24 protein-coding genes are annotated in these 24242 nt (G+C 61.7%); all 24 read right to left on the bottom strand.

The features are described 5' to 3' along the window. Window positions 1-2: 2 nt before the first annotated feature. Complete coding sequence (locus NKH67_RS11620; RefSeq protein ID WP_353030920.1) at window positions 3-2717, bottom strand: hypothetical protein; 2715 nt, start codon at window positions 2715-2717, stop codon at window positions 3-5. A 24-nt stretch (window positions 2718-2741) separates the two neighbouring features. After that, complete coding sequence (locus NKH67_RS11615) at window positions 2742-3491, bottom strand: hypothetical protein (RefSeq protein WP_353030918.1); 750 nt, start codon at window positions 3489-3491, stop codon at window positions 2742-2744. Window positions 3492-3513: 22 nt separating this feature from the next. Further along, entirely contained in the window at window positions 3514-4344 is an 831-nt protein-coding gene (locus tag NKH67_RS11610; protein WP_353030916.1) for a hypothetical protein, read from the bottom strand. A gap of 9 nt (window positions 4345-4353) precedes the next feature. Beyond that, complete coding sequence (gene gpJ, locus NKH67_RS11605; protein ID WP_353030914.1) at window positions 4354-7065, bottom strand: TipJ family phage tail tip protein; 2712 nt, start codon at window positions 7063-7065, stop codon at window positions 4354-4356. Further along, a complete protein-coding gene (locus NKH67_RS11600) occupies window positions 7062-7493 on the bottom strand; it encodes an NlpC/P60 family protein (RefSeq protein WP_353030912.1) in 432 nt (143 codons plus the stop codon). Before NKH67_RS11600 ends, gpJ begins: the two co-directional genes overlap by 4 nt. Then, window positions 7490-8008 (bottom strand): hypothetical protein, encoded by a 519-nt coding sequence (locus NKH67_RS11595; RefSeq protein WP_353030910.1) that lies wholly within the window; start codon window positions 8006-8008, stop codon window positions 7490-7492. Before NKH67_RS11595 ends, NKH67_RS11600 begins: the two co-directional genes overlap by 4 nt. Beyond that, window positions 8005-8343, bottom strand: coding sequence for a hypothetical protein (locus NKH67_RS11590; protein ID WP_353030908.1), 339 nt, complete (start codon window positions 8341-8343; stop codon window positions 8005-8007). Before NKH67_RS11590 ends, NKH67_RS11595 begins: the two co-directional genes overlap by 4 nt. 87 nt (window positions 8344-8430) lie before the next feature. Further along, a complete protein-coding gene (locus tag NKH67_RS11585) occupies window positions 8431-12438 on the bottom strand; it encodes a M15 family metallopeptidase (RefSeq protein ID WP_353030906.1) in 4008 nt (1335 codons plus the stop codon). Window positions 12439-12456: 18 nt separating this feature from the next. Continuing rightward, on the bottom strand, window positions 12457-12735 hold the full coding sequence (locus NKH67_RS34150) for a phage tail assembly chaperone (protein ID WP_502893742.1): 279 nt from the start codon (window positions 12733-12735) through the stop codon (window positions 12457-12459). Window positions 12736-12812: 77 nt separating this feature from the next. Continuing rightward, window positions 12813-13268 carry a hypothetical protein gene (locus tag NKH67_RS11575; RefSeq protein WP_353030902.1) on the bottom strand — a complete coding sequence of 152 codons (456 nt, stop codon included), beginning with the start codon at window positions 13266-13268 and terminating at the stop codon, window positions 12813-12815. A gap of 94 nt (window positions 13269-13362) precedes the next feature. Beyond that, window positions 13363-13629 carry a hypothetical protein gene (locus tag NKH67_RS11570; RefSeq protein ID WP_353030900.1) on the bottom strand — a complete coding sequence of 89 codons (267 nt, stop codon included), beginning with the start codon at window positions 13627-13629 and terminating at the stop codon, window positions 13363-13365. A 12-nt stretch (window positions 13630-13641) separates the two neighbouring features. Further along, window positions 13642-14871: a phage tail tube protein gene (locus tag NKH67_RS11565; protein WP_353030898.1), complete on the bottom strand. Its 1230-nt coding sequence runs from the start codon at window positions 14869-14871 to the stop codon at window positions 13642-13644. Between the two features lie 42 nt (window positions 14872-14913). Beyond that, entirely contained in the window at window positions 14914-15378 is a 465-nt protein-coding gene (locus NKH67_RS11560) for a hypothetical protein (RefSeq protein ID WP_353030896.1), read from the bottom strand. Window positions 15379-15380: 2 nt separating this feature from the next. Continuing rightward, window positions 15381-16016, bottom strand: coding sequence for a hypothetical protein (locus tag NKH67_RS11555; RefSeq protein ID WP_353030894.1), 636 nt, complete (start codon window positions 16014-16016; stop codon window positions 15381-15383). Between the two features lie 26 nt (window positions 16017-16042). Further along, the gene (locus NKH67_RS11550; protein ID WP_353030892.1) at window positions 16043-16381 is read right to left on the bottom strand and encodes a hypothetical protein; all 339 of its coding nucleotides are present in this window, start codon (window positions 16379-16381) and stop codon (window positions 16043-16045) included. Next, window positions 16381-17034 carry a hypothetical protein gene (locus NKH67_RS11545; RefSeq protein WP_353030890.1) on the bottom strand — a complete coding sequence of 218 codons (654 nt, stop codon included), beginning with the start codon at window positions 17032-17034 and terminating at the stop codon, window positions 16381-16383. Before NKH67_RS11545 ends, NKH67_RS11550 begins: the two co-directional genes overlap by 1 nt. Before the next feature lie 23 nt (window positions 17035-17057). After that, window positions 17058-17750, bottom strand: coding sequence for a hypothetical protein (locus tag NKH67_RS11540; protein WP_353030888.1), 693 nt, complete (start codon window positions 17748-17750; stop codon window positions 17058-17060). Between the two features lie 83 nt (window positions 17751-17833). Then, window positions 17834-18259 (bottom strand): hypothetical protein, encoded by a 426-nt coding sequence (locus NKH67_RS11535; RefSeq protein ID WP_353030886.1) that lies wholly within the window; start codon window positions 18257-18259, stop codon window positions 17834-17836. 106 nt (window positions 18260-18365) lie between these two features. Beyond that, window positions 18366-19742: a phage major capsid protein gene (locus NKH67_RS11530; protein WP_353030884.1), complete on the bottom strand. Its 1377-nt coding sequence runs from the start codon at window positions 19740-19742 to the stop codon at window positions 18366-18368. 10 nt (window positions 19743-19752) lie between these two features. Next, window positions 19753-20463, bottom strand: coding sequence for an HK97 family phage prohead protease (locus tag NKH67_RS11525; RefSeq protein WP_353030882.1), 711 nt, complete (start codon window positions 20461-20463; stop codon window positions 19753-19755). Window positions 20464-20465: 2 nt separating this feature from the next. Beyond that, a complete protein-coding gene (locus NKH67_RS11520; protein WP_353030979.1) occupies window positions 20466-21695 on the bottom strand; it encodes a phage portal protein in 1230 nt (409 codons plus the stop codon). Between the two features lie 77 nt (window positions 21696-21772). Then, window positions 21773-22003: a hypothetical protein gene (locus tag NKH67_RS11515; RefSeq protein ID WP_353030880.1), complete on the bottom strand. Its 231-nt coding sequence runs from the start codon at window positions 22001-22003 to the stop codon at window positions 21773-21775. 15 nt (window positions 22004-22018) lie between these two features. Then, entirely contained in the window at window positions 22019-23794 is a 1776-nt protein-coding gene (locus NKH67_RS11510; RefSeq protein WP_353030878.1) for a terminase large subunit domain-containing protein, read from the bottom strand. Beyond that, window positions 23794-24195, bottom strand: a complete 402-nt coding sequence (locus NKH67_RS11505; RefSeq protein ID WP_353030876.1) for a hypothetical protein — start codon at window positions 24193-24195, stop codon at window positions 23794-23796. Before NKH67_RS11505 ends, NKH67_RS11510 begins: the two co-directional genes overlap by 1 nt. Between the last annotated feature and the right edge of the window lie 47 nt (window positions 24196-24242).

The following is a 24242-nucleotide window of genomic DNA, read 5'->3' as shown; positions in this document are numbered from 1 at the left end:
TCTTATGCTGCGATGTAAGTTGTGATGGTGCCGGAGAATGCTCCGCCGGACCGGTTGCTGTTGGCGCTTACCAGCCCTGACGTTCTGATGGTCGATCCGGTGCCGGCGTCGAGATCGAAGGTCGAACCTGACGACGTGCAGCCATCCAGCCACATCTGAGTGCCGGGCGTCTCGGTCGCCAGGCCGGAGGCGAAGTTGACGCTGTTTGTGCCGCTCGTGCTGTCGCGTGCCGTGCAGCCCATGTTCAGCGAGAATGAGTTCCCAATGTCGTGCACGTTGCGGTTCTGGTTGTGGTGATACAGCCCTCTCGCGCGAATGATCCAGCCACCTTCGTGCATAGTCGAGCCGTTGTTGGTGCCGGCGGTGTCCGTGCCGTTGTGGCGGCCGATGCAATCCACCTCGATCACCTGCGGCGCAAGCGAGCCGAAGATGGCATGATAGTTGAAGCCGTCTTGGGCACTCCATGCAGCGATGCATCTCTGCAGAACGCAGTAGGTATCACCGTTGATGTCGAAATTGTCCGTGCCGCCATACTTGAACGTGCAGTCGCGGGCATAGACGTTCATCTTGTAGGCGGGATCGTCCAGCCGATTGAAGAACGGGGAGAGGCCGCCCTCGAAATAGATGCCTTCGAGGTAGATCGTCCCATTGCGCGTCTGGAAGTTGCCGTTGGTGTCGTTCGCCGTCGTGGTGGCGTGCTTTTTGTAGATGCGCAGGTCCGGGTCTGCGACCAGCGACCGACCGTCGACCGGGTTCACATAGATGCTGGTCCCGGTGATGAAATACGTGCCCGGAGTTGCCTGGCACGCCGCCAGAGAAGCCGCGAGCGTAAGACGGCCATAATCGCCATCGGCGGTCAGGTTGGCCGTCTTGGCATCCCATGAGTTGACGACGCGACCTGCGAAGGTCGCTACATAGGTCGTACCCGAGTCGAGCGACCAGACCAAGCTCGCGTCATGCATCGACGATATGACCGGAACGCCATCCCAGGAGACGACAGCGATCGTGCTGGATGCTGGAGCCACACTTTTCCAGCAATTGTCGAAATCGTAGAGACCGCCCTTGACGTAAATGATCACCTTCGACCCGGCAAGACACCGTGCCAGGGCGGCATTGATGGATTTCAGCGGCGAGGTAGAGGAACCGATGTTGATATCGCTGCCAGTGGCGATATCGACGTAGATGCTAGCGACGTCCGGATCGTAAATCGACAGCACCTGCGCCAAGGTCAGGCTAACGTTGGCAATATAGACCGCGCCCGAGTAGTAGAACTTGCGAGACGTTGGGACTATCGGTGTCCATCCGGCAGGCATGTGCCGACGCATTGTCTCCAGCAAAAGCTGTACCGCCGCCAAATCCCCCATTTCGTTATCACTGATGCGCTCGTCATGCCGGCTGCGAGCAAAGTCGTCGATGAGCGAATCGAAGGTGCTTTCCTTTGGGAGGAAGTGAGTGACGCTCGTTGTGCCGGTACCGCCGCTTTGCGCAAGAGACATGACGTCGCCGATCGGCACGCCTGTCGCGCCGAAGCAGTATGGAGACTCGCTGTTCTTGAACAGCTGCACATAGATCGTGCCATTATCGTAGACATCGACACGCCATTCGATGACGTCGCCATTCGCGAACGTCGGACCAGAGGTCGAGATCGTGGCAGCTCCGGTTCCAACGCGGCTCATAATGCCGGCGTTGGAGAGCAAGAAGGTCGATCTGCTGGTACCGTCGAAAAGTGAAAAACCGACCCGGCAGCTGCTCGGAAAGGAAGTGACGGTTTGGCGGCAGCGAAACCGCGTATGCCGGCCGCCGATCTTATTGCGGGTCGAATAGAGAATGATGCGATTGCCGCCCGTCGTGCTGGCGATCTGAAGGCCGGTGGGGACGGCCGTGGCGACGTACGCAGGCACCAAGCCATCGGTGATATTGGTGGCGACCATATTGTCGTTGTCGCTGAAATACTCCTCGCGATAGCCTTTCCCAGCCATGTTCTTCTGCTGGTCGCCAGTCGCGTCCAGGCGCGCTCCTAGACTGAGAGCGCCACCGCGCGCTGTGTTCACCTCGGCCGCGTAGCCTGGCTCGATGCCCGCCGGGGAGAAATTAAGCGGGGTGACGCCGAGATTGATTGCGCCGGCAGCCATGGCCAGCGTCCATTTCTCGCCTGCGCCCGCGGTGCCTGCTTGCAGCACAAAACCGATGTGCGTTAGCTCGGCGGCGCTGTCAGCCCACGTGGCGCGCACACCGGCGCCGGCCGCCACCCCAACATACAGCCCATTCTGCGACGGGTCGGTTTGCAGACCGAGGAAATAGAACTTGCCGGTCTGGACCACCAAACCGTTGAGCGCCTGGCCGTTCACCAATCCCGTGGCGAGATCGACATTGGCCGTCGACCTGCATTCGACGCGCTGTGTCGTCCAATTGATGCCAGTCGCCGCGATGGCTTCGACGGAAGTGAGCCTGCCGTCAAGCGCACTATCCGCCGCAGCTCGGGTCGTCTGTTCTGTCGCAAGGCCGGCATCTAATGTGGAAACATCCGCCTCGATAGCGGTGATATCTTGCTCCACGAGGACAAGTCGATCGTTGATTGGACCGCCCGCCGACAGCTGGCTAGCCAGGTTGGTATGCAACTGTCGGCCGGATTTTTTGATGCCATCGACGGTCTTGTTGACGATGACCTCATCTGCGGCATCGTAGAGTGTGAGATCGGTGGTCTTGCTGCCGTCCATAGTTCCAGTCTCTCCGTTCGGGTTCTAGAGGGCCAGCGCGCCCTTGGCGCCGAGATACCTGTTAATCGACGGCCTGGAGCTGCCAGGATCGCCGAGCAGGATGATCCCGCCGAAAAAGTTCATGCCGTTCGCGATGCCGAGCTGAACGCCGCAGCCGGCGACGGTGTCACCGGCAACCCACAGGTTCGCCACTGGAGAGGTGCCGGTCGCTACGCCGTTGACGTTCAAATCGGTAAGACCGGAGATCGAGAGCGTATCGGCGACCTTGGTCGCCCCGGTGGGAAAATTGTTGTTGGCGCATGTCGGCGATATGGCCGTGAGGTGGGCAGTGCTGCGCAGCGACGCGGAGACGCGGTTGTTGGTCGCCACATTGATGAGACGATGAAAGTTCGAAGCGTCCTTTATGAGCGAAAAGAAGGAGGTCGAGTTTTGGGCTGCCTTGGAAAAGCAGGCAGCGATGTAACTCGGCAGCGAGAGCGTAATCGTCAGCGCCGACGACATGGTGTCATCGACGCCGTCGAACTCCAGCCATCGATAGGTGCCATCCGTCCTATATAGCGGGCTCGCCGCAAGAGAGGCCGTGGTCAGGTTGTGACCACGACCTGACTTGTCGTTCATGCGCCGCACGGGGTCGCCATCGGCAGCTACCGGGGTGGTCGCGGCGGTATCCTGCCACAGGCTCGACAGGTCGGATGGGTCGTACCAGGCACCATCGGCACCTGTCGCAAACAGCGTCAGCGGGTCAAGGACCTTCTTGGGTCGCTGCAGCAGCATACGTTGGATGCTGGCCAGCATATCAGTCGACCGGCGCGAACTTGGCACGTACGGTCAGAACCTCACCGCTGATGGGCGTGTAGGTGTTCAGCACCTTCACCAGGAAGCGGAAGTCTCTGTTGCCCACCGTCGTCAGGCCGATGCCGAGGTTCTGGAGGTGAACGTGGTTGTTGTTAGCACCGACCGCCATGATGAAGGGCACTTTCGCCACCAGCGTCTTGATCTCGGCATCGGTGACGCCAAAGGCGGTGTTGTCGTTCACCGCCGTCACGGCGGTGTCGAAGATGTAGATCTCGCCCTGGAGGGCCGTTGCCGCCGAGCTGCTCGAGGCGATGATGATGTCGGTCAGAATGCACGACTTGCCCGCCGCCCTGACCGCATTGGCGAAGGTAAAGCCGCCGGCCGTCGGCGCCGAAGTGCTGTCTGATAGGGCATCGCCAATTGCGTATTGGATGATGTCGGCCGGCCGGGTGATGTCGACCGAGCAGGTGACGATACCGTCATTGCCGCGCACCGGCACAACAGCCAAAGCGGCAAGGATAGCCGCAGCGGTGGCTTCCGTGGCCGGAGCCGCGATGACCTTGGCAAGTAGAGCTGCCAAGGTGGTCTGTGTTGCGAAGTCCTTTCCCGAAATCGTGGCAAGCAGGGCCTCGATGCCGTCCGTATAGCCGGCGATCGCTGTCAAGATTGCTGACTGCGCGTCCTGTTTGGCAGCCGTGGCAGGATCGACAAGAGCGCCAGTCGAGTCGACCGATGTTCGCGAGGGGTAGTGCTTGCCCCCGATAAGCTGCGTCGCTATCGGCGCAGTTGCACCGGTTACGGTGTCGGTCGTGTTGATCTGGCTGTCGGCCATGGTGTTTCTCTAAAGCACGAGCAAAAGGAGAGAATTGGCTGGGACGGGCGGCACGAAGTCGTCGGCACCAATGGTTACGGAAACGATGGGGGTCAGGCCGCTGTCGACGCCGGCGATGCTGACCGCCCAGGCCTGCAGCTCCACCTCATCGCCGAAGAGATAACCGGCCACGTCGAAGGTGGCCTCGGCCGGCGTGCAGGTGAGCGGCGGCTGCCAGACGAGATCGCCCGCAAGTCTCGTCTGCAGCTTGAAGGCGGCGACTTCGACCGCATTCGACGTTCCAGGGGAGACCATGACTCTCAAACCGTTGGCGCTACCGGTGCCAGTGCTGCCAGTTTCAATGCCTGAAAATTTCGGCGTTGCCGGAGGAACCAAAGATTGGTCGATCTCGGCGCCGACGCGGCCGCTCCAGGCCGGTGGCACTTCCGCATCGGTCAACTCGTCGATGATCGGCGCCGCCGGTAGCATCGACAACACCGTCGAATTGTTCTTGCCGCGCGTGATCCCCGCAACAATCAGCGGAATGCTGTCCAGGGCCGACGGGCCGAAATGGATGATGTCGCCCGGCTCCGGCCTTTCGCCTATGCCGGTCAACCGCACGGATGAGCTTTCGCCTTGCACTGTCGCAATCGTACGGACCACGCTGGTGCCGATCGTATCGTCGACATCGAACTGGCGGAAACGGATCGCGTAGCTCTGGTCGGCGACCATTGTGAAGACGCCATCGGTCTCGACATAGTCGTCGCGTACAGCCTTGACCCTGGCCGAATGCATGGCGCGTTTCAGAACGTCGCGCGAGGCAACCACGAGGTCGCCGGTGGTGGCCGTCCGTGCCGCACCTTGCTGGACGGCCGAATAGGAGACGGCCCGGTTCATGATTTCGTACTGCCGGCGGCGTGCCTCCCGCCAGATCTCGTCCGGATGGGTCTTGCCCGGGAGTTTCAGTTCCTCCGTAATGTCGATCGCGCCGACATGACCGGGCCACGGCACGATGCGTTCAGCCTGCTGATAGTCATTGGTCTCGTCGATGAATGGTACGCGCAGCGCGTGCGGCGGCTCGAAATAGGATGGCGACCAGCGGAAGTCGGAAGAGTTCCTCGGGTTGACGTGGTCGACGACCAGGTCGCGCGGACGATCGATGACGACAGTCCACTTCCGGCCGTCCCATTTGACCGCAGCGCGGCCGGCGGCGCCGATCGCCGCCATTACCTCGCCGAACTTGGCCTCAAAATCGTGGATACGGTTGTAGGCGAGGCCCTTGGCTGTGCAGAACTCGTGCCACTCATGGAACGCTGGAAAGTCGATCTCACTATCTGGCTTTGGCCGATAAAGGGCAGGACCGCGCAATGCATACAACGCCAGCGAAGCCGGATTGTTTGTCACCCTGTCGATCCAGGTCTCTGTGCCAGCGTCCCAATCCGGAGCAATGCGCTTGATGAGCACATTGTAAGTGTCAAGCGTGCCGTTGAGCTGGGCCGTCGCCTTGACGCGCACAGCCTGCATGGCAACAGGCTTGCGGAAGTTGAACGGGTATTCCGGCCGGAAGCTCTGCAGCACCACCCAAGTGCAATTCTCGACGAACTGCGAGCCGCCGCCCGGCTCATGTTCCGAGGCTGTCAGCCGCTCATATTCGATCTCATAGATGCCGCGGACGGGATAATCGATGCGATCGGCGCGATAGAAGCCGACCCTTTTCGTGGCGCTGATCTTGAGATCGGGCAAGTCGGTCCATGGGTCGGTACCCGCCGGCCGGTAGCGCCGCTTGAATACAACTTCAACGGAATGCTCCTCGCCCTCTTCGTCGATCTTGATCAGGCCAGCGGGAAACGACAGGATCGTGATCGACCAAGCAGTGTCGCGGGCCGTGAAACGGCTGACCGGCTTTGGTATTTCCGCAGCTCCGGAGACGATCTTGCCCCTGTCGTTTTTCTCCAACAGGCGTTCCAGGTCAGTACCGATGCGCTCCTCGATCACCTGGTTAACATAGAGGGATAGCGGCGCGTCGTCGGGGTAGCCGAGCCGAGTCTCTGTCTCGATCTCGTCGAACTTGGTCACGACCGTGTCGCCGATCTTCTCCCCGGAGATCTCAACCGGCCCGTAACCGCACAGGAAGACGGCGCGGTCATAGAGCCAGTCGCCAACCACCTCGATGTATGACATTGCCCCGAACGGCGGCGCATAGCGGTGGGTACCCATCACCATCGGCACCGGTGCATCCGGCGTGAACTGGTTTTGCCAGCCGGCGATGGCATAGGTCGGCTTCTCCTCGCCCGGCGGCTTCGGCAGGGGCAAGAGAGCGTTGATCAGCAGCCCGCCGAGTGCCGTCAGGCCGACGGTCAGGGCCGTCTTTGCGACGTTGGCCAGCAGCTCGGAGCCGAACAGAGTGGCGCCGGCTGGGAAGAAGAAGCCGGCGATCGCGATCGAGGCGATGGATACCAGTACCTGCAGCACAGACCGAAGCGCGTCGCCGCCCGGGATAACGCGGATGACAATGTTGACGCCGGGGTTGGGACGCGCGCGATGCCAGAGCGCACGCGGGACGATCTGCATCCCGTCTCCCTTGACCAGAGCGACACGTGTCCGCTCAAGCACCGAGTCAGGCGCGCCAGGCAGTACCATTTCTACTATTTCAGCGATCGTCATGCCGGCCGGCAGCGTGATCTCGATGCGGGCGCGGTCCGGCTGGAAGGCGATCGGCGCTGCGGTGACGCGGACGTTCATCCGCCACCTCGCCAACGATAGATGCCAGTCACTCGGCTGGCCCACGGCGATCCGCCGTCGAAGCGCTCAATCTTTGAGCAGTCATGTTCCGCCATGTGCAGCATCAGCCCAGGCCGCAGGTAAATCCCGCAATGAGCATCGAAGCGGCCACGCCGGAACCAGATGATGTCGAGCGCCGCCGGTGTGGCATCTACCTTCAGCCAATGCGGCGATTGCGCTTCGCGTGCGATGATTGAGGCGATCTCGCGCCGCTCGTCCGCACCGAGGCCAGTGTAGGACGGTAGATCGTTGCCGGCGTGCTCGACATGCACGAGGCGCACGAAGCCCCAGCAATCGCAGCCGCTCCAGTCGCGGCCCTTGTCGGAGAATGGCAGGCCGATGAAGACCTGCGTCCAACGAAGATTGTCCTGGGCCACGATCAGGTTCATTTGTGCAACCCCGGGAAGCGTTCCTTGGTCAAGCGATCGGCCGGATAGGGCTCATCAGCTATTGGCTCCATCGAGAACTTGAGGCTTACCTGGCCGCCGTCGCCGTCCGCCCCAGTCATCAGCAAGCCGATCCATTCGGCCTCGACAATATCCGGGCTCGACGCCAGAACGATCGCCATGTGGCAGGTCGCCTGCACGGTAGTGGACGTCAGGACGTCGGCGATGTCGCTGTCGAGGATCTCCAGCACCAGCGAGGCCTGCGCCGGCGCGTCGTCCTCGTCATCGGGAACGAGAGCATCCAGCATGATGAAGAGGAACGGCGAGGCATCCTCGGTGCGCCAGCTCGAGCGCGTGCCGTAAATCAGCGGCTCGACCGAGATTCTGTCAGCATTGTCAGATGAAAGCCGCACCGGCGTGTCGAGCAGTGGATGCTCGATTATCACCAGAACGACCTCCAATTCGTCGGTCGCAATCTGGTCGAGAGCGAGACGGGCATTGAGGGAGACCCGCCTCATGGCATCACCACGACCTGGAAGGTGACTTTCCAGATCATGTCCATCGCCGCCACGACAGGTAGCTGCTGCCCGAAAAGGCAGAGCCAAGTCTCAGCCATGAGGATCGGCACCCCTTCATCGGTCAAAAGGGGCGTACCGTCGTCACTCAGCAGTGGCCATCCGTCCGTTCCGGGATCCGAAAGCAGGAATGGCAGCGTCCCTTGCTTCGTCTCTTCATCGTAGAATCTGTCGAAGCGAGCGAGCTGGGAGCGGTCCAGCTGCGTCGAGAACGACACTGAGCTGGCAACGGCGGAAAACCGGCGGCGGACGTTTGGCGGACCCGCATCTTCGGCCAAGCGTGTCCGACCATCGCCACGCGCGACCTGGTAGCCTTCCCGCAACGGAGCGGGAAGTTCTGGCGGATATGAGGGCAGCATTGCTTCCTATCGCCGCTTGAGGGGCTGTCTCGCGCCACGGGAATTCAGCACCCGATTGGGGGCCGAGCCCGGCCTGTTCATTTCAGTTGCAAGCTGCTCACCGATGATGACGTTGGTCCGGCGACCGCCCTTGCCATCATCTTCCTCTTCGGTTCGTACATTGCTGTTGCCGTAATTATGAACGACGGTATCGTGCTTGAGCTGGATGAGGGTTTGTGGTGGACCGCCGCGCGGGGCACTGTCGTACCGGCCGGGATCACCCATCCAAGCACCGGGATCTTCCGAACGACCGTGCCTTTGCGGAGCCATTCTTGCATTTCGTATCAAGTCGCGAAGTCCGGTGCTTGCGGACATCGAACTGCCGTGATCCATCACCTGCTCGCCGCCGCGCATCCGAATCAGCTCCGGACCGTCCTCGCCGACCCATGCCCATCCTGGAGGCGCATAATCGGTTCCTTTGGCGTAGAGGCCGATATACCCGCCCGGGTTCGCACTCATCCAGCTGTAGGCGGACGTGCCGCTGAAGGCAGAGCTGAGGCCAAGCAGAGAACTAAGGAAACCGCTGATGCCGCCGCCACCAGCTGGCGCGCTCGGGAATTTCAGGTTGCTGAGTTGGTCGCCGAAATTGCCCATGCCTTTGCCGAGTGAGTTCAGCCCGCTGCCCGCCTCCGTCGCATTGGTCGTCATCTTGTCTAGCGCCTTCGAGGCCGTCTCGGCGCTCTTGTCGACTTGGAAGTGCATGGTGTCGGGCTTGTTCCAGTTCCCGCCCCAGAACAGTCCGTTCTTTTTGGCGAGGTCATTGACGTCTGCCGGCAGGTCGGTTCGCTTGTTGAAGCTCCATGGGTTTTCACGAGGATTGATGTCGAGCGCGTTGCCGTAGGCGTGATTCGACAGGTTCTTGCTGCCCGCGACCGTGCGATAGCTGTAGCCGCCTTCACCGAGGCTCTTGATCTTGTAACCCCGATCGGTGAGGTCGTTCAGCAGACCTTGGAAGCGTTCCGCATATTCCGCGTTGACTTTTGCGGTGAGGCCCTGCGCCGATATCTCGGCAAGGGGAATGCCTGTCTTGGTGACCCCAGCACTCGCAAACGTGGTGCCGCGCATCCCCGCCCACGGATCAGCCGAATTGCCGTTGGCCGGGGAAAACACCCTCTTGACGGCGTCGACCAGCCCACCGGTACCGCCGGTGACGCCGAGCGCACCGGTGATGTTGACGACGCCGGCGCTGACTGACATCGCGCCAACACTCTTGTCAGTAGGCATTGCGCCACCGGTCAGGGCGGAGAGGATTCCGCCGATACCGCCCATGCTGTCCATGGTGGGAAGACCGGCGTTGTAGACCGCGTTCTTCAGAGGATTTGCGACCGAGAGCTCGAGCAGCTGTTTTGCGATGTCCTTGGCGATGTTGGTGGCGACATCCTCGATGTTCGTGAAGCCCTCCATGGCGCTGTCGACGAGCTGGTCGATCGCGCTCTTGCCGACATCAGCAACGCTCTTCCACGCCTCGGCGATTTTCTCAACGCTTTGCGCATAACGGATCACCGCGGCATCAGCCGAGTTCAGGTCGACGGCAATACCATACTGCTTCAGGGTCGACGCGACATCCTGTTCACCGGGGGTGCGGACTGCTTGGGCGATCCTGAAAGCCATGTCGTCGGCAAGCGTCAGGTGAGCCCGCTTTTCAGCGGCATCAGCAAGCGCCGCCGCGTTCTCACGGATTTTGAGCGCTTCTTCGCCATAGAGATCGATGCCGAGCCGGCGGATCTCCTGTTCGGCTTTGAGGGCGGCCATGGCGCGATCATGGGCGAGAGTGCTCTGGCCGATCAGGGCTATCTCGGCGCGCTGACTTTCGAGGCCGATGCCTTGGTCGAATATCGACTGCCGGGCCTTCTGGACCGCGGCCAGCTTGCCGTATTCCGCCGCGGCAGCCTTGATCTGCTCGATCTCGGCGCCGAAGTATTTCAGAACGTCGGCTTCACTTGTGATGCCGTTCTGGGCGGCTACCTCGCGGACCTGGGCGAGAAGGTCGAACTCCTTCCGCTGCGCCTCCGCAGCAGCCGTCGTCGCGCCGACCAGACTGATGTCGAGCTGCTGCGAAGCCAGAGTTTGGACAAGCGATCGGAGGCGAGTCTGCTGGGCGTCATCGAGGGTCTTTTCGGCCTGCGCCAGAGCGAGGGCTGCGGCCGTGGCCTCACGGTAACCGCGCACTTCGGGACGCTCGTTCCCATCGACCGGCTTTGCCTCTTCCGCTGCACGAGCGGCGGCGGCCCGCTCTGCGGGAGAGCGGGCATAAAGCTGGCGAAAGGCCACATCTCGATCCGAAGTGAGTTGGCGTAGACGTGCGACGTTGCCGGCGAGATACCTGGTGAGATTGTCACCCTCGTCGCCGCGGCCGACGGTGACACCCTGGATCGTTGAGACCGCGGCGCCAGTGCCGCGCAGCTTCTCCTCGAGCTCCGCTGCTTTATTTGCCGCAGCCTGGAGTTGGTCAGCAAATTCGTGGGCTTGCTTCGACAGCGCGGGGTCGACCCGCAGTTCACCAAGGCGCTTCTGCACATCGGTGGCGCCGATCTGACCGGCTTGGATTTCAGCCGCTAGCTTGGCGAAAGCAGCCGTGCCAGCCTGCCCGAGCCTCGCGAAATCAGCATTCGCCGGGTCTTGTGGACCAGTCGTCGTAGCGATCGTCATCTGCCGGCGAATGTTGCTCAGTCCTTCGATAAGGGACTTCTGCTCGTTCTCAGCCTGCTTAAAGGCATCGGCCGTCACAACCGACTGCGGGAGGAGCTTGGCTTGATCTTCGTAAGCCTTGGCAGCTTCTGCCGCATGTGGATAGGCGGCGGCGATTTCGTCGATGATTACCTTGTGGCTTTTTAGGACCTCCTCAACGCTCAAGGCTCGCTCGCGAACCAATGAGTAAAACGCGCCGGCGGCCAAGCCGACCGCCACGAACCCACCCGCCACAAGACCGAGCGGCCCCATGAAGCTAGCCACTGCGCCAGCGGCGGAGGTGGCTTCGCTCTTGATGGCCTTTAGTGATCCGCCGATACCACCTTCGCCCTGTTGCAGAAGCTGGAATACCTGTCCACCCTGCGAGGCCGCGATCTGGGACAGCGGCGCCCCTAGCAACGCCATGGTAATCACGTCGTTGCCCTGGAAGGACAGGTTTTGCCATTGGCCGGAAGACAGACGGTTGCGCCCGCCGGGCATCCCCGCGAAGGCTTCTGCGGAATCGCGCGCCGAATTGACGGGCCGGCCGATGCCCATACGAGCGTTTAGATCAGCGGCAAAATTCGATCCGATCTGCTGAGCGCGCAATTGCGCGATCTGGTCGATGCGATCGAGCTCCGCGTTGAAAACGGAAGCCGCATCTCGTGCCGACTTCAACGTTCCCGCCACCAGGCTCCTGTCGAGGTCGGCACCGAAGTTCTGGCCGATCTGCTGGGCCCGAAGGCCGGCCGTGGCCTCCATGCGAGACAATTCGGCATCAAACACCGAAGCGGACGATCGAGCTGCACCAGGCGAGATGTCGCGAACACCCAACACGGTATTGACCTGCCTTTGCGCCTGGTCGGCGGCCAAGCCTGCCCGGCCGGCTGCCGCCAGCCGCAGATATTCGTCGGCCTGGCGCCTCGCCGCGGCGGCCGCGGCATCATGCTGCAAGGTGACCGCCGACATCACCTTCGAGACCTCGGCGGCATCGACGCCGAGCAGCTTCATGGCGCGATCGGCAAGCATCGTCGCCTGCTCAACCTTCTGGGTCGCGCTGAACGCCGGATCGATCGAGGCCTTCAGCCGGTCCCACGCCTTCGCCGTCGTTCCGATAGAGCCCGCCGCGTTCAGCATAACGACGTTGCCGTTGCTGGTCGCGAGATCCATGGCGCGCTGGCGATCGATATACCGGTCGACAGCTGCTTGCGCCGACGCCATGGCGCCACGATATGTTGCGGAACCCGCTTCGGCGCCACGGGCGTCGATCGTCAGCTCAGTGACGACGACCTTCTCTGCTACAGCCACGGTCTCGCGCACCTCTGCCTATTGGTTGTCTTCCGGAGGCTTGGCCGACAGGTAAAGGTCGTCCACATCTTCAATGATCTCGATTTCCCAGGAATCGAGCCGACGGTTCGTCTGCCGCGTAAAGGCGTCGATATCTGGCCATTCGATCGGTGCGGCACCGGCCATCGTTGGCGCTTTTCGCCGCCGAAGCCGCCAGTAGATGTTCCATATGTACCGCAATGGGAGTGGAAACGGCGGGAGCTCGAGCTCGGCTTCGTATTCAGCGATCTTTTCCGGCTTGCGTGCTCGATCCAGCAAGCCGCTGATCCGCTTCCGATGCGAGACGCCATCTTCGTCAGGGGCATCTAGCGAAAAACGCCGCTCCGCGTGCTCGATCAGGGCTTCGCGGAGGTTTTGGTAAAAAGCTTGTCGGCGTTGAGCGCCTCGCTGACCTGGGTGAGAACGAAACCAAGCTCGGGCTTGATCAGCAAGTCCTCGGCCGTCTTGTCGGAGAAGGTATAGACCTCGCCGAACAGCTTGACGGGCGTGAAGTCGATGACACGGGCGATGATCCAGCCGACGTTCTCGCGCCGAGCCTGTTCCGGCGTGTTTTCTTCGGATTGATATTTCTTGCCGTTGACCTGGGCCTGCTCGATCAGCTTTTGCTTGTGCAGATTGCGGCGCGCCTGGTCATCGGCAAAGGCAACTGCCTTGGGGTTACCGGGGGCACAAAGTGTCCATTTCCAGCCGGTCGGCCTGCCATCTTGGGTGAGGATTGGCAGGACAGTGTTTTCGGTCGGGACGAATGACGTGATGTCGGCGATGTCGCCAGTTTCGATGTCGGTTTTCACGATTTTTTCCTTTGCCGGAAAGGGTGACGGCGGGACCGGCATCCCGCCGCCGTTGCACGTGCAATGTCGACCCGGTGACGGCCGGGATCTCTGGTCAGCTGGGAGCAGCAGCCTTGTCGACCACCTTGTCAGCCGCCTTCTGGGCTGCGACGCCAGCCTTTGCGGTCACATCAGCCGATACCGCTTCGGAGGTGTTCACCACGACCGTCACCGCCGCCTTCTTCGTCTCGCTGACCGCGATCGCCGGCAGGTCCTCGGCGCGATGCGGCCACTGGACGCTTAGCCCAGTCTCGCGAGCGGCGAGGATTGCGGTATGGAGCGCCACTGCCGCGTCGCGGACCGCCTGTTCTTTGGACTGCATGGAAACCTCCTTTTAGGTTGCGTTGGAAACCTGCAACTTGATCTGAGTGGCATCGAAGGCGCCGCCGCGGCTGTCGATACCAATCAGCGATGAAGGGACGGAGCGGGTAACGGTGCGCGCTCCGCCCTGCTTCGACAACGCGGACTTGTCGATCCCGCCGTAGGTGAAGTTTGGAATCGCCAGCGACATGAAGTCCGCCGGCGCGTTCTCATGCTCGGACGCGAGAAGGTGCAGCGACAGCTGGTTCTCCGCGATGAAGTCCGCAACGTCGAGGAGGTCTTTTCTCATCGCCGTCAGGTTCAGCGTCAGCATCTGTGTCCCAAGGAACACGTCAGGTGCGTACTTGCTCGGACCGGTAACGGATGGTGCGCTCGCCTGGAGGTCGATTGTCAGATCGAACGATGTGAGGTCGAGAATGTCGGTCGTTCCGACCCGGAGAACGGATTCCACCGCGGCCAAGGACAGAGCAGAAGGGTCTGCTGGGGCGGTGAAGAACGGTGCGTCAACGCCTTCCTTGGTCTCAAACTGGCCGGTGCCTGTCCATCCGAGTTCCGTAGTCAATACGCCGTCGGGCGACATTGCGATGCGGAGACGCGACCAGACACAATCGGTGAAGATCTCCGAGCCGTCGATGTCGTATTCGTGTTCCTCGATGGTGAAATACGTCTTCACTAGCCCGCCTGCGCCGGGATTGGTGAGAACCCGGCCTGGACGGGTGATTGTGAAGGCGTTGTCGGCGACGGCGTTGACGACGAGCGTCTCAGCCACCGTGATGGTGAGCGCGGTCAGGCCAGTGATACGAAAGTTCTTGCCGTTGTTAGCGGCATCGGGCAAGCCGGCCGCCCTGATGACGTCACCAACGCGCAGCCCTTGCGTGATCCAGGAGCCGGCGGCAGCCACGATGGTGTTGGCGCCGGTGGTAACGCTCGTCATCGTCGCCTGCGTGATGGCGAGGTCAGCGGCCGAGTAACCGGTCCTCATGATAGCGGCAAGGATCGGATCGGAGGCACCGATAGCGATGGTGCCGCTATATGTACCGGCTGTCTTCTGGGAACCGTGACGGCCCCTGATCTGCATGGCGTCACGACGGATAATCGGATCCTCGATCGCTGCCTTGGTGAGGCGTCCACCCTGGCCGCCGGCCTGGGGCAGGATAAGCGCGCCGGCGCCCGATGCCTGGACGCCCTTGCCGCTCTGGGCCTTGTAGGCGACGTAAGCATTCCAATTTTCTGAATAGCCCACGGGAGGCCTCCTTCGGTTTCAGAGATGTTGACGGGATCGGCCTTAGCCGCGGTGCCAGTAGGTGAAGTCGACGGACATCGTCACGCGGAACCAGTCGCCGTCGTCGTCCGAGGTGCCGCCATCGTCTACTGACGGGGCCAGTGTCCGGACGCAGTACCCGGGTGTTCCGTTGTAGAACTCAGCTGCCCGGAAGATCTCGCCAATCTGGTTGGCGTATTGATCAGCGCGTTCTTGCCCTTCGCCAACCGGAACGAAAACATGGACAAGAATGTTGCCGAAGTAGTGCCAGAGGTGGTTGCCCCTCTTGCCGGAGCCGGCGATCTCAGACCCGGTACTAAGGATTTCAAGAAGGGTCCAGGGCAGCAACACCGCATCGGCATCGACGGGGGGCCAGGCCGCGGTCCAGCCTTCCGGTTTATCCTTGTTCTGCATCACCACGGGCGTGGTGGTCCAGTTCGCTGTGAGCCGCTGCTGGATCGCGACTTTTGCGCCGGGATAGTCTGGCATCGTCAGCGCTCGGTGATCACGAGGACAGGAAACCGGACATCCGATCTATTATGTGCGCCTGGCCTCAGGCGTCGCTCGATATTTCCAGTTGCGGCGCGACGGCGTGTCGCAGTCAGTTCCTGGTTGATGTTGTACCCACCGACGATCGCACGGTAGGTGAATTTGACATCCACCATATTGCCGTATCGGGCCATGATCTTGCGACGCGCCCGCTGATAGACAAGATCGGTGCCTGGTACCCGCATCTTCATTTTCCCGACCTCGATCTTGCGCGCGTACGGTACAGGATTGGTGATCGAGATCTCGAGGCCAGGACGCCAGCCCTTGAGGTTCGGGTAGGGGACACCATTGATGAAGAGCATATGGCTGTTGCGATACTCGCCGGACAGCACGGGCGAGAGATCGAAGAGCGTTTCCATCGCGAATTGAACGACCTGCTCGACACGAGGGTATCGGTAGACGATGACGCCCGTCGGCTTTACCGATTCTTCCGGAGCGCCCATCGCGCCATCGACGATGCGCACGAACGAGCTCGGAACCGGATCAGCGGTCATGATCTTGGCATGCTCACGCTTCGCCGTGGCGACCAGGACGCGATGCGTTTCTGCAAGCGTTCCTTGCAGGGCGACGCGGAACATCTCCGCTATCGACTGGAGCCTGGCCATCAGCCACGCACCTGCAGTTCAATCCTGACCAGCACGCCGCCTGACATGATGGGGTTGGGGACGATGATGCGGCGCGGACTGCCGTCGACCACGACGAAACCGTTCGCCGGCGGAACGCCGAAGGCGTCAAGGCCGGTTGGCGAAAGGATGATCTTGCTGTCCCCGGCCGTGATGATGCCGGCGATCTCATCAGGCTTGTAGAACCGGACCTTTGCTCGGACGGTGACCTGGCCTACCGCGGTATTGGTCTTCCGAAGCTTCACGTCCTGGCCGCGCCTCGCCAAGGCGTCGTCCAGCCTGGCAATCATCCCCGCCGGGGCGTCGGTGAAATCGACCATCAGGCGATGCTCACATTGATATAGCGGGCAAGCTTGGCCGCAATATCATCCGGAACGGGACCAGATGAAGTGCCGGGTACAGCTCCGACCCATCGGTCGATGCGGACCGTTTCCACGTCAGGGATTTCGACCTGCCGTCCCTTCTCGAGCGGATCTGTTGCCGCTGAGGACAATCGTAGCCGCGCCAGGTCCATTGCCGCGCCGACGAGGTCGGCGGGCACAGTTTCAAACCCAGCGGTATACTCGATGACTGCGTCGCCTCGACGCCACGGGAACTCGCAAGTGCCTGAGATCCTGTAGAGCAGCCCGGACTCAGCGTCGAGGATGGTGTCAGTGTCGACGAGTGCCGTGCCGGCCTCGGTGACCAGCGTCAAATCAGAGATGAAGCGTCGAGCAAGAAATAAGAGGTCATCGCAGCCGCGCTGCCTGAAAACCTCGAGGACCCCTTCGCTGCGTAACGTGGGAACATGGACGCCGTCACCACGGATCTGACACGCCGTCGCGATATCGGCGGAGACGCGGGCACCGAGATCGGTCAGTTCTGTATCGCGGCTGGCGTCGCCGGGGAGGAGACCTGCGGCAGCGCGCAGCTGCTCGATCGTCAGCAAGGAAGGGTCGGCCGCAGGCGTTACCACGGTGAAAACTGAACGCATGCGGCCGCTCCGGGTATCTTATATCAGGCCGACTTGCCGGCGTTGATCGCCTCGATGATATCGGCCTTCGTTTTGGCGGCGCTGATGTCGACGCCGCGATCGGCTGCTACCTTCTCGAGCTCGGCCCTGGTCATGCTGTCGAGATCGTCGGCCTTGGCTCCTTCGCCAGACGGAGCCTGTCGGGATGGCAGGGGATCCCCGAACTGATTGGTCGCCTTGTTCTCGCCCGCGGCGACCGCTGCCGCTTCTTTAACGGCCTGCTGTTGTTCCACCGCAGCAGCAGCTGATGGCGGCGTCGCCTCGCCAGGCTTCGAAAGCGGCTGCTCGGTGACCCCGGCGTTGGGATTGATACCCATGACCGGAGCAGCACCTTCCATCTCGGCAAGCATCTGCTGCTTGGCCGCGAAGACGAGACGCGCGTGCACCAAGTTGCCACTATACGGCGTGCCGGAGCGGGCAATGATATCCTTGAGGTCCTGGTCGGAAGCCGCGGCGAGGCGACGATCCATTGCCTCGATGATGCTGCGGTTCAGCGCTTCCTCGGGTGGCAACGTCTGCGTTTTACCGGCTTCGATGTAGCCGGCGTCGACCAGACCATTGAATGCGCCATCGGTGACGATCTGGCCCTCCGGGGGGAATGGCTGTCCAACAGCCAAGTGCTGCACATTGATCCCGTCAAATGCAAACGGGAATGCCTTGATGACCTTGCCGTCCATGGCGGTCGATCCTTCTGTACGGTGCTGCGGGAGCCGGCGCCGAGGCGCCGGCCGGTTCATTCAAACCCCTCAAGATCGATGAGTTATGCCGGCGGATTGGCCGCCGGAGTCAGGTTGAGCATGCCGTTGATCCAGGCGCCGGCGGCGAAGATGTTGCCGGTATTGGCGGCGGGCGTCAGGGTGACGCGCTGATACTGCTTGCCGCCCGTATAGCCGATCTTGAACACCTTATCGTCACTGGAAAACAGCGGTGTAGCCAGCAATTCGGTGCCGTTCAGCATGTCGTCCGGAACCGCGACGGCGTCGGACAGATTGGCGGCATCGCCATGCTCCATCAGGAACGTAAAGGTGGCATCGACGTCGGCGATGGCACCCATCAGCAGTAGGAACGCGACCGATTCGGCGCCAAGTCGGTTATTGATCTGCGAAACAATCGCAGTGTTGTCGGCGACCGCGGCAGCCGGCGAAATGCCGCGCTTCGGGTCGATGTGAGAGATGATGTCCCGCACGGGAACCTCCTGTTCTGGTTTGCCGGCGCGCATGGCGCGATCCGGATCCGATGTTGAGATGGCGAGGCGCGGTCATCGCCGCGCCTCGGATGGATCAATCAGAAGATCAGGCGCTGACGACCTGCAGCGCGTATGCCTCGAAATCGACGACGTCGCCGCCGACACGCTGGCGCGTGTAGAATTCGACGAACGGCTTCGAGGAGTAGGGGTCGCGCAAGACCCGGATGCCGAGGCGATCTACCACGGTGTAACCGGCACGGAAGTCGCCGAAGGCCACCGGCAATGCGCCGGCACCAACGGTGGGCATGTCGTCAGCCCGGCGGACGTTGTAGCCGAGCAGCACCGAAGGCTTGCCGGCTTCGAGGCCGGGACGCCACATGTACTGCCCGTTGAGGTCCTTGAAGAGCATCACGGAACCGACCGTGCCGCGCTTCATCAGCCAATTGGCATTCGCGAGATACTTATCCTTGATGGAAAAGGTCATGGTGACCAGGCCATCCGCGGTGAGGAGGGTCGCATTTCCCGAGGCCACCTGCAAAATGGTACCGCGAACGCCGGCAGCACCCGAAGGATAGGTGAGGATGCCACGAGGCTTCTTGATGCCATTGCCCGAGATGAAGGCGAGGGCGCGCATGCGAGCGAACTTCTCCCCGACCTTGCCAGCCAGCCAGGCCTCGACGTCGATGCCGGCGTCTTCGAGCAGCTGTTGGGTCGCTTTCGGCTTGGCGTAGATTTCGTGCACTGGAATGCGCTGAACGCCGACCTGGGGAGTGCTGGTCTCCGGCCTGGCTTCGGTCTCGCCAACCCAGCCGGCGCCAGCCTCGTCGGTGTCGACCGCGATTTCGAGAGCGTCGGTCGAAACGTTCTCGTGGTAGGCGAGCTCGTCGAGCGGACTGGTTTCATAGACCTTGGTGATGATTCTGGCCGACGTCTGCGTCGGAACCAGAGATCCGCCGTCGGGGTCGCTTCCGACCATCATCGCCTTCTGCTCGTCGGGCGACAGCTGGTTGATTTCGCGGCGCAGCGACATCGCGAACGCGGCCTGGTAGGCCTTGTACTCGTCGAGATTGACGCTCTCGGGGCTGAGAACGGTGTTGGTCTTCAGCTCGCCACGGCGAGACATGGCGACGCGTTTGAAGTCGATCGCGTGCTTCAGGAGATTGTCCTGCTCGCCGATGCCGGCGCCAGGACGGCCAAGCTTCTTTTCGATCGCGATGATGGCGTCGGCCTCTTTCTGGGCCTTCTCCATCATCTCCTTGACCTTGGCTTCGATCGCGGTGTGCTTCTCTTCGACGCCGCGGCTGAGATTCTCAAGGTCTTTCTTGAGCTGGGTACCCGCAGCGGCGTCACTGCCGGCCTTTTCGGCCAGCTCGCGGACCGCCTTAAGGTCCTTTTCCATCGAGGTCTTCAGTGTGCCGACGTCGTCGCCAAACTTCTTCACCTCGCGCTGGACATCTTCCAGCACGTCCTTCAGTTCGGGCATTGTGCCCTCCTTATGCTTGGTTGGGGGAAATCAGCTTGCGCGTGGACCGAAGTCCTTCCAGCAAGCCAGTTACGTCCAGATCGCCCCCAGCCTCTCGCCGTGCGATCTTGGTCAGACGGCCGACGAAATCGCGGGCCGTGTTCTTCGTCCATCGCGGTCCGCCTGCCTCGCGCAAGAAGTCCTCGAAGTCCGAAAGGGTGTTCAAAGCGTCGATCTGGGCAGACTTCACCGCGCCAACGGTCGCCTTGTCATTTGATGGGAAGGTAACGACACTGAGCTCGACGAGGTCAATTTCGTGCAGCGTCCGTGACGGATCGGTCGGCTTCGTGCCGACTGTATATTTCTTAGCGCGGTAGCCGATGGAGAGGCCGTCCAGCGAGCCCGCCTTCATGCCCTCATAGATCAGCTGGCCACGATCGGTGCCGAGCGCGAAGAGCTGGCCCTCGACCTTCAGCCCCTTGGAGTTTTCCTCCATGGACTTCCATTTGCCAATCGGCAGCATGTCGTCGACGGGGCCGAAAAAACCGCCGTGCTGCAGCAGCATCGGTGGCAGCTTGCCCTTGGCTTCCCATGCTCGCAGGGACTCCTTGAAGGCGCCTTTCTCGATGACGTCTCCATGGCTGTCGACGTTCCCAAAGATGGAACCGTAGCCGGAGAATGTGCCGTCCTGGGCGCCATTGGCGAATTTGACCTCGCAGAGATCGGAGGTGAAATGCTCCATATTCATTCTCCAGTGGGAGCCGGTGCGCCCGGCTTGGGGTCTGGCGTCCGTGGGCGACCGTCAGGTCCGATTGGTGCCGTGTTGATGCCGACGTAGAGGTTGTCGCCTCCGTCGACGGGCGGAAGCTCGTCAAAGGCGCGGACCTCATTCGGGGTCAGCCAGCCAGGGTTGCCGCCGCCGCCGAGCGCGATCTTGTTGTATTCGCCCTTGTCTTTCAGGACCGGACTGATGAAATCCCCGTCGACGAAGCCGGTGTAGAAGCCCTTTTTCCGCTCATCCTTTGATAGGAGATGCAGATCGCCAGAGCCGCCGAACCGACGATGAATCGGACGCACCGTATGTGTGAGATGCGCATTGAACATCTGCTCGGCAGACGCGAACGTGGCGTTCTTGTCGCCGGAGAATCCGATCATGATCGGCATCGTGCGAAGCACTTCGCAGATTCGCTCGACCTGGAATTTCCTGGTCTCGATGTGCTGGCTGTCGACGCCAGTCATCTGCATCGGAACAAAGTTGGCGTTCCGATCGACGACCATCAGCCGGCCGGTGTTGTTGGCGCCGCCGAAGTTACGACGGACCCATGCCGCGAGCCGTATCAGCCCGGCCTCGTTCATCGCCCCTTCGACCGAAAGCATACCGCTCGGCCGGACGCCGTTCCGGTGGAAGGCGGCGTGACTTTCTTCGGTCGCGAGCGCGAGACCAATCGCTTCGGCGGCAAGACGGACGACGTCCAGGCCGTCAATCGTATCCCAGGATGGCCCCTTCACCTCCCAGATCTTGTCCCCGGAGACGGTTTCCGTGGTGCCGTCGAGACCATAGAGCGTATAAACACGGGAGTAGTCTGAATTCACGCGCTTGGTAACGCGGTTGGGATCGAGCAGGATCATTTCGACGATCTCGCCCCGCACGATATTCTTGAAGGCGTATGAGCGGCCGGCGAGATCGACATGGAAACTCTGCGTTTCCCGGAATTCCAGGCTCGTCATCCATTCGTTCGGTGCGGTCGCCAGCAGATCGTAGAGTGGATGGTCGCGGGCCTCGCGGCGCCCCACGACCATACGCCCGTTTTTGGTGGTTTCCGTTCGCTGATAAAGCTTCCATGGCACTGTGGCGTGACCGTCGGCGCGAACTCGGCAGCACGCCAAGACGGTCGTGTTCGACAGCGAGGACTTCCAGTTTACCGAGACGCCGGATTTCGACGACCGGAGGCCACCGAAGAAATCTGCCCACATCTCGTCGACCAGACCGTATCGACTTCCTCCCTGGTCCTTTCGCTCTCCGCCGGCGAGCGCGCCGAAAAGGCCGCGCATCAAGCATCACCTCGTACGGGAGACGCGCGGCGAGCGAGCAGCAGAGCGGCACCAGTCAGCATGATGCCGCCGGCGATGTAGGCGGCTGGGACGTAAATCTGCCAGATGCCATAGACGATCGATCCCGCACCAGCGATGCCGACGAGATCACGCAGCAGTGTCGGAACCGCGGCGATCGCCACGGCTACACCGCGGCCAGCACCGCGCGCGGCGGCCGAGACAAAACGCATCTGCTGCTCCAGCGGTCAGTAAACGTGGGAAACTGCGTCGGCCCTGGCTTCCGCCAACGCGTTCGCTTCGGCTCGGGCAACCTCGGCTTCGATCTTCGCCTCGAGCGCGTCCAGATCGTCGGTGTCCCAGCCAGAGGCGCCGGAGGCGATCGGGTTCAACCCCATCAGGACTTGCGCGTGCAGCCCAGCCATCAGCGGATCAATCTTCGCGGACCCGCTGACCTGCTTGTCGATCGAGATCGCGTTGCCCCGCGGAACGATCTTGGCGTTACCGACCGCGAAATCCATGAGCTCGAGGCCGGAATGGACCAGTTGCCCGCCGGCGAGATCTCGTTCCATGTCCTTGATGGCGCCGTTGAGCTTCCAGCCTTGCGAGATGCCGACGATCCGCTCCTTGGCGATGCCACGTTCTTCGCTTGTCAGCGCCTTGGTGATGGCGGCGACGCCGAAGGAGTCGACGCCGATCGCATTCTCGGCCGCGAGCAGTCCGGAGGCTTCGACCTCCATCACAATGTCGGCGAGCTGGTAGACGTCGTCGCCGGGCAGCTTGACGAACGTCAGCTGCTTCAGATCCGCGAATTGGTCGAGGCGGGTAGCGATCTCGGTGCGCCGCTTCTTGACGATTTCATGAGCCCAGGCATGTGACCACAACAGATTCTTGCGGGTTATCTTGCATCTGCCCATCACGGCGAGGCCGAGAAGGTCGTCGAGGCCACCGCCGTCGATGCCAATCACGATCACATCAGACCGCCGAATGACCTCCTGGAGCGTCAATCGCTTGTTCGTCGCCGCTGGCCAGAACTGAGCACCCGCCCAGTTTGCGTCCTTCAGGCCGAGACCGGCCTCGATGTTGAAATGCTTGGAGACGAAAAGACTGAGCGTCTCGGTGCTCTCGATCTCCGCCTGCTTCAGCTTGGTCGAGAGCCATAATTCGTCGACTGATTTGCCAAGGCTTGGGTTCGGTATGTACCAGGTCTTCGGGTCGCGCCAAGGCTGCGCCTTCTTCATCTCCTCCGGATACTCATAAATGAGAGCAAGCGAAGTGGGATCGTCGATCGTGCCGTCGCGAACACCGCGGAAATAGCGCAGTTTCTGCAAGAACACGCCTGTCGGTGGCTCGTCGCTCTGTGTCGTCGCGTAGATGACGAAACCTTCGTTTCGGGAAGCCTGAGACCCCGTCGCCTCCGACAATATGTTGGCCGCCGACGCCTTCTTGCCGAAGAGCCAGAGCTCATCGATGAAGACCACGGTCGCCTTCTGACCGCCGACAACATCGGCATCAGCTGATTTAACCGCAAGGATCGAATCATCGAGGCGGTTGATGATCTCTCGCGTCGTGGTCGACGGTTTGAACCGCTTGTAGAGCGCGTTGTCCTCCGTCACCATTCCATAGGCGGGCTCGAAGCTGTTGTCGGCCACGTCTTTCGTCGGCGCGAGGATGAGAAACTCGCCCATCGCGCGCTCGTTCAGGATGAGCGCTGTCAGCATGATGCCGGCGGCGATCGTCGATTTCCCGTTCTTCTTCGAGATCAGCACGAAGATTTCCCGGACGAGCTGGCGTCTTGCCACGGGATCGAAACACCCGAACACCGCCCAGACCAGGTCGAAGATCCATTCCGGCGAGCATTCGCCGAGCGTCGGCTTCCCCGGGATATCGACGACCTTCAACCGCTTGAAGATGCGCAGCGCCTTATCGGCGCGCTCTCTGTTGATCGGCAGGCCATCGGGCAGCAGGCTCTCGCCCGCGACGATGCGCGCCTCCCAGTCGGGGCGCGCAGTTGACCACTTCATTAGTTCGGTTTCGTGCCCGGGATCGGTGCGAGATCCTCGCCCCATTCGGAGTTGGTGCCGGCCGTAAACGCCTCCTCGCGCTGGGTCTCCTTCTTGCCGGGCTTAGCGACCCGGGCAGATAGCTGTTGCGGCGCTGCGCCGGCTTGTTCCTGCCGCGTCTCGAAGTCGGCCGCAGCGCCGGAGATCCTCGTCATCTCCTCGAGCCGCTTGATCAGTGTGGCGTTGCCCTTCTTGGCGCCGTCGTACATCAGCTTCAGGATCTCACGGCGCTTCTTGGCGTATCCGTTCTTCAACTCGTCGGCGAAATGAGCGCGGAGAGTGTTGTCCTGGATGCCGATCGCACGCGCGATTGTGTCATGGCTGTCGCCACAGGCAACCATTTGCTCGACGGTGCGCTTCATCGTTGCTGTCGGCCTGAAGGCGGGACGGCCTGGTCGGCGGGCGGGCT

The organism is Mesorhizobium sp. M0968 (assembly GCF_040319065.1).
Classification (GTDB): Bacteria; Pseudomonadota; Alphaproteobacteria; order Rhizobiales; family Rhizobiaceae; genus Mesorhizobium.
Note: the sequence above shows the minus strand (reverse complement) of the source record. Positions and strands in the feature narration are given on the sequence as shown.

Coding starts and splice junctions, on each gene's coding strand:
- NKH67_RS11620 (WP_353030920.1), bottom strand. CDS start 2,717: ATGGACGGCAGCAAGACCACCGATCTCACACTCTACGATGCCGCAGAT.
- NKH67_RS11615 (WP_353030918.1), bottom strand. CDS start 3,491: ATGCTGCTGCAGCGACCCAAGAAGGTCCTTGACCCGCTGACGCTGTTT.
- NKH67_RS11610 (WP_353030916.1), bottom strand. CDS start 4,344: ATGGCCGACAGCCAGATCAACACGACCGACACCGTAACCGGTGCAACT.
- gpJ (WP_353030914.1), bottom strand. CDS start 7,065: ATGAACGTCCGCGTCACCGCAGCGCCGATCGCCTTCCAGCCGGACCGC.
- NKH67_RS11600 (WP_353030912.1), bottom strand. CDS start 7,493: ATGAACCTGATCGTGGCCCAGGACAATCTTCGTTGGACGCAGGTCTTC.
- NKH67_RS11595 (WP_353030910.1), bottom strand. CDS start 8,008: ATGAGGCGGGTCTCCCTCAATGCCCGTCTCGCTCTCGACCAGATTGCG.
- NKH67_RS11570 (WP_353030900.1), bottom strand. CDS start 13,629: ATGCAGTCCAAAGAACAGGCGGTCCGCGACGCGGCAGTGGCGCTCCAT.
- NKH67_RS11560 (WP_353030896.1), bottom strand. CDS start 15,378: ATGCCAGACTATCCCGGCGCAAAAGTCGCGATCCAGCAGCGGCTCACA.
- NKH67_RS11555 (WP_353030894.1), bottom strand. CDS start 16,016: ATGTTCCGCGTCGCCCTGCAAGGAACGCTTGCAGAAACGCATCGCGTC.
- NKH67_RS11550 (WP_353030892.1), bottom strand. CDS start 16,381: ATGGTCGATTTCACCGACGCCCCGGCGGGGATGATTGCCAGGCTGGAC.
- NKH67_RS11545 (WP_353030890.1), bottom strand. CDS start 17,034: ATGCGTTCAGTTTTCACCGTGGTAACGCCTGCGGCCGACCCTTCCTTG.
- NKH67_RS11540 (WP_353030888.1), bottom strand. CDS start 17,750: ATGGACGGCAAGGTCATCAAGGCATTCCCGTTTGCATTTGACGGGATC.
- NKH67_RS11530 (WP_353030884.1), bottom strand. CDS start 19,742: ATGCCCGAACTGAAGGACGTGCTGGAAGATGTCCAGCGCGAGGTGAAG.
- NKH67_RS11525 (WP_353030882.1), bottom strand. CDS start 20,463: ATGGAGCATTTCACCTCCGATCTCTGCGAGGTCAAATTCGCCAATGGC.
- NKH67_RS11520 (WP_353030979.1), bottom strand. CDS start 21,695: ATGTGGGCAGATTTCTTCGGTGGCCTCCGGTCGTCGAAATCCGGCGTC.
- NKH67_RS11515 (WP_353030880.1), bottom strand. CDS start 22,003: ATGCGTTTTGTCTCGGCCGCCGCGCGCGGTGCTGGCCGCGGTGTAGCC.
- NKH67_RS11510 (WP_353030878.1), bottom strand. CDS start 23,794: ATGAAGTGGTCAACTGCGCGCCCCGACTGGGAGGCGCGCATCGTCGCG.
- NKH67_RS11505 (WP_353030876.1), bottom strand. CDS start 24,195: ATGAAGCGCACCGTCGAGCAAATGGTTGCCTGTGGCGACAGCCATGAC.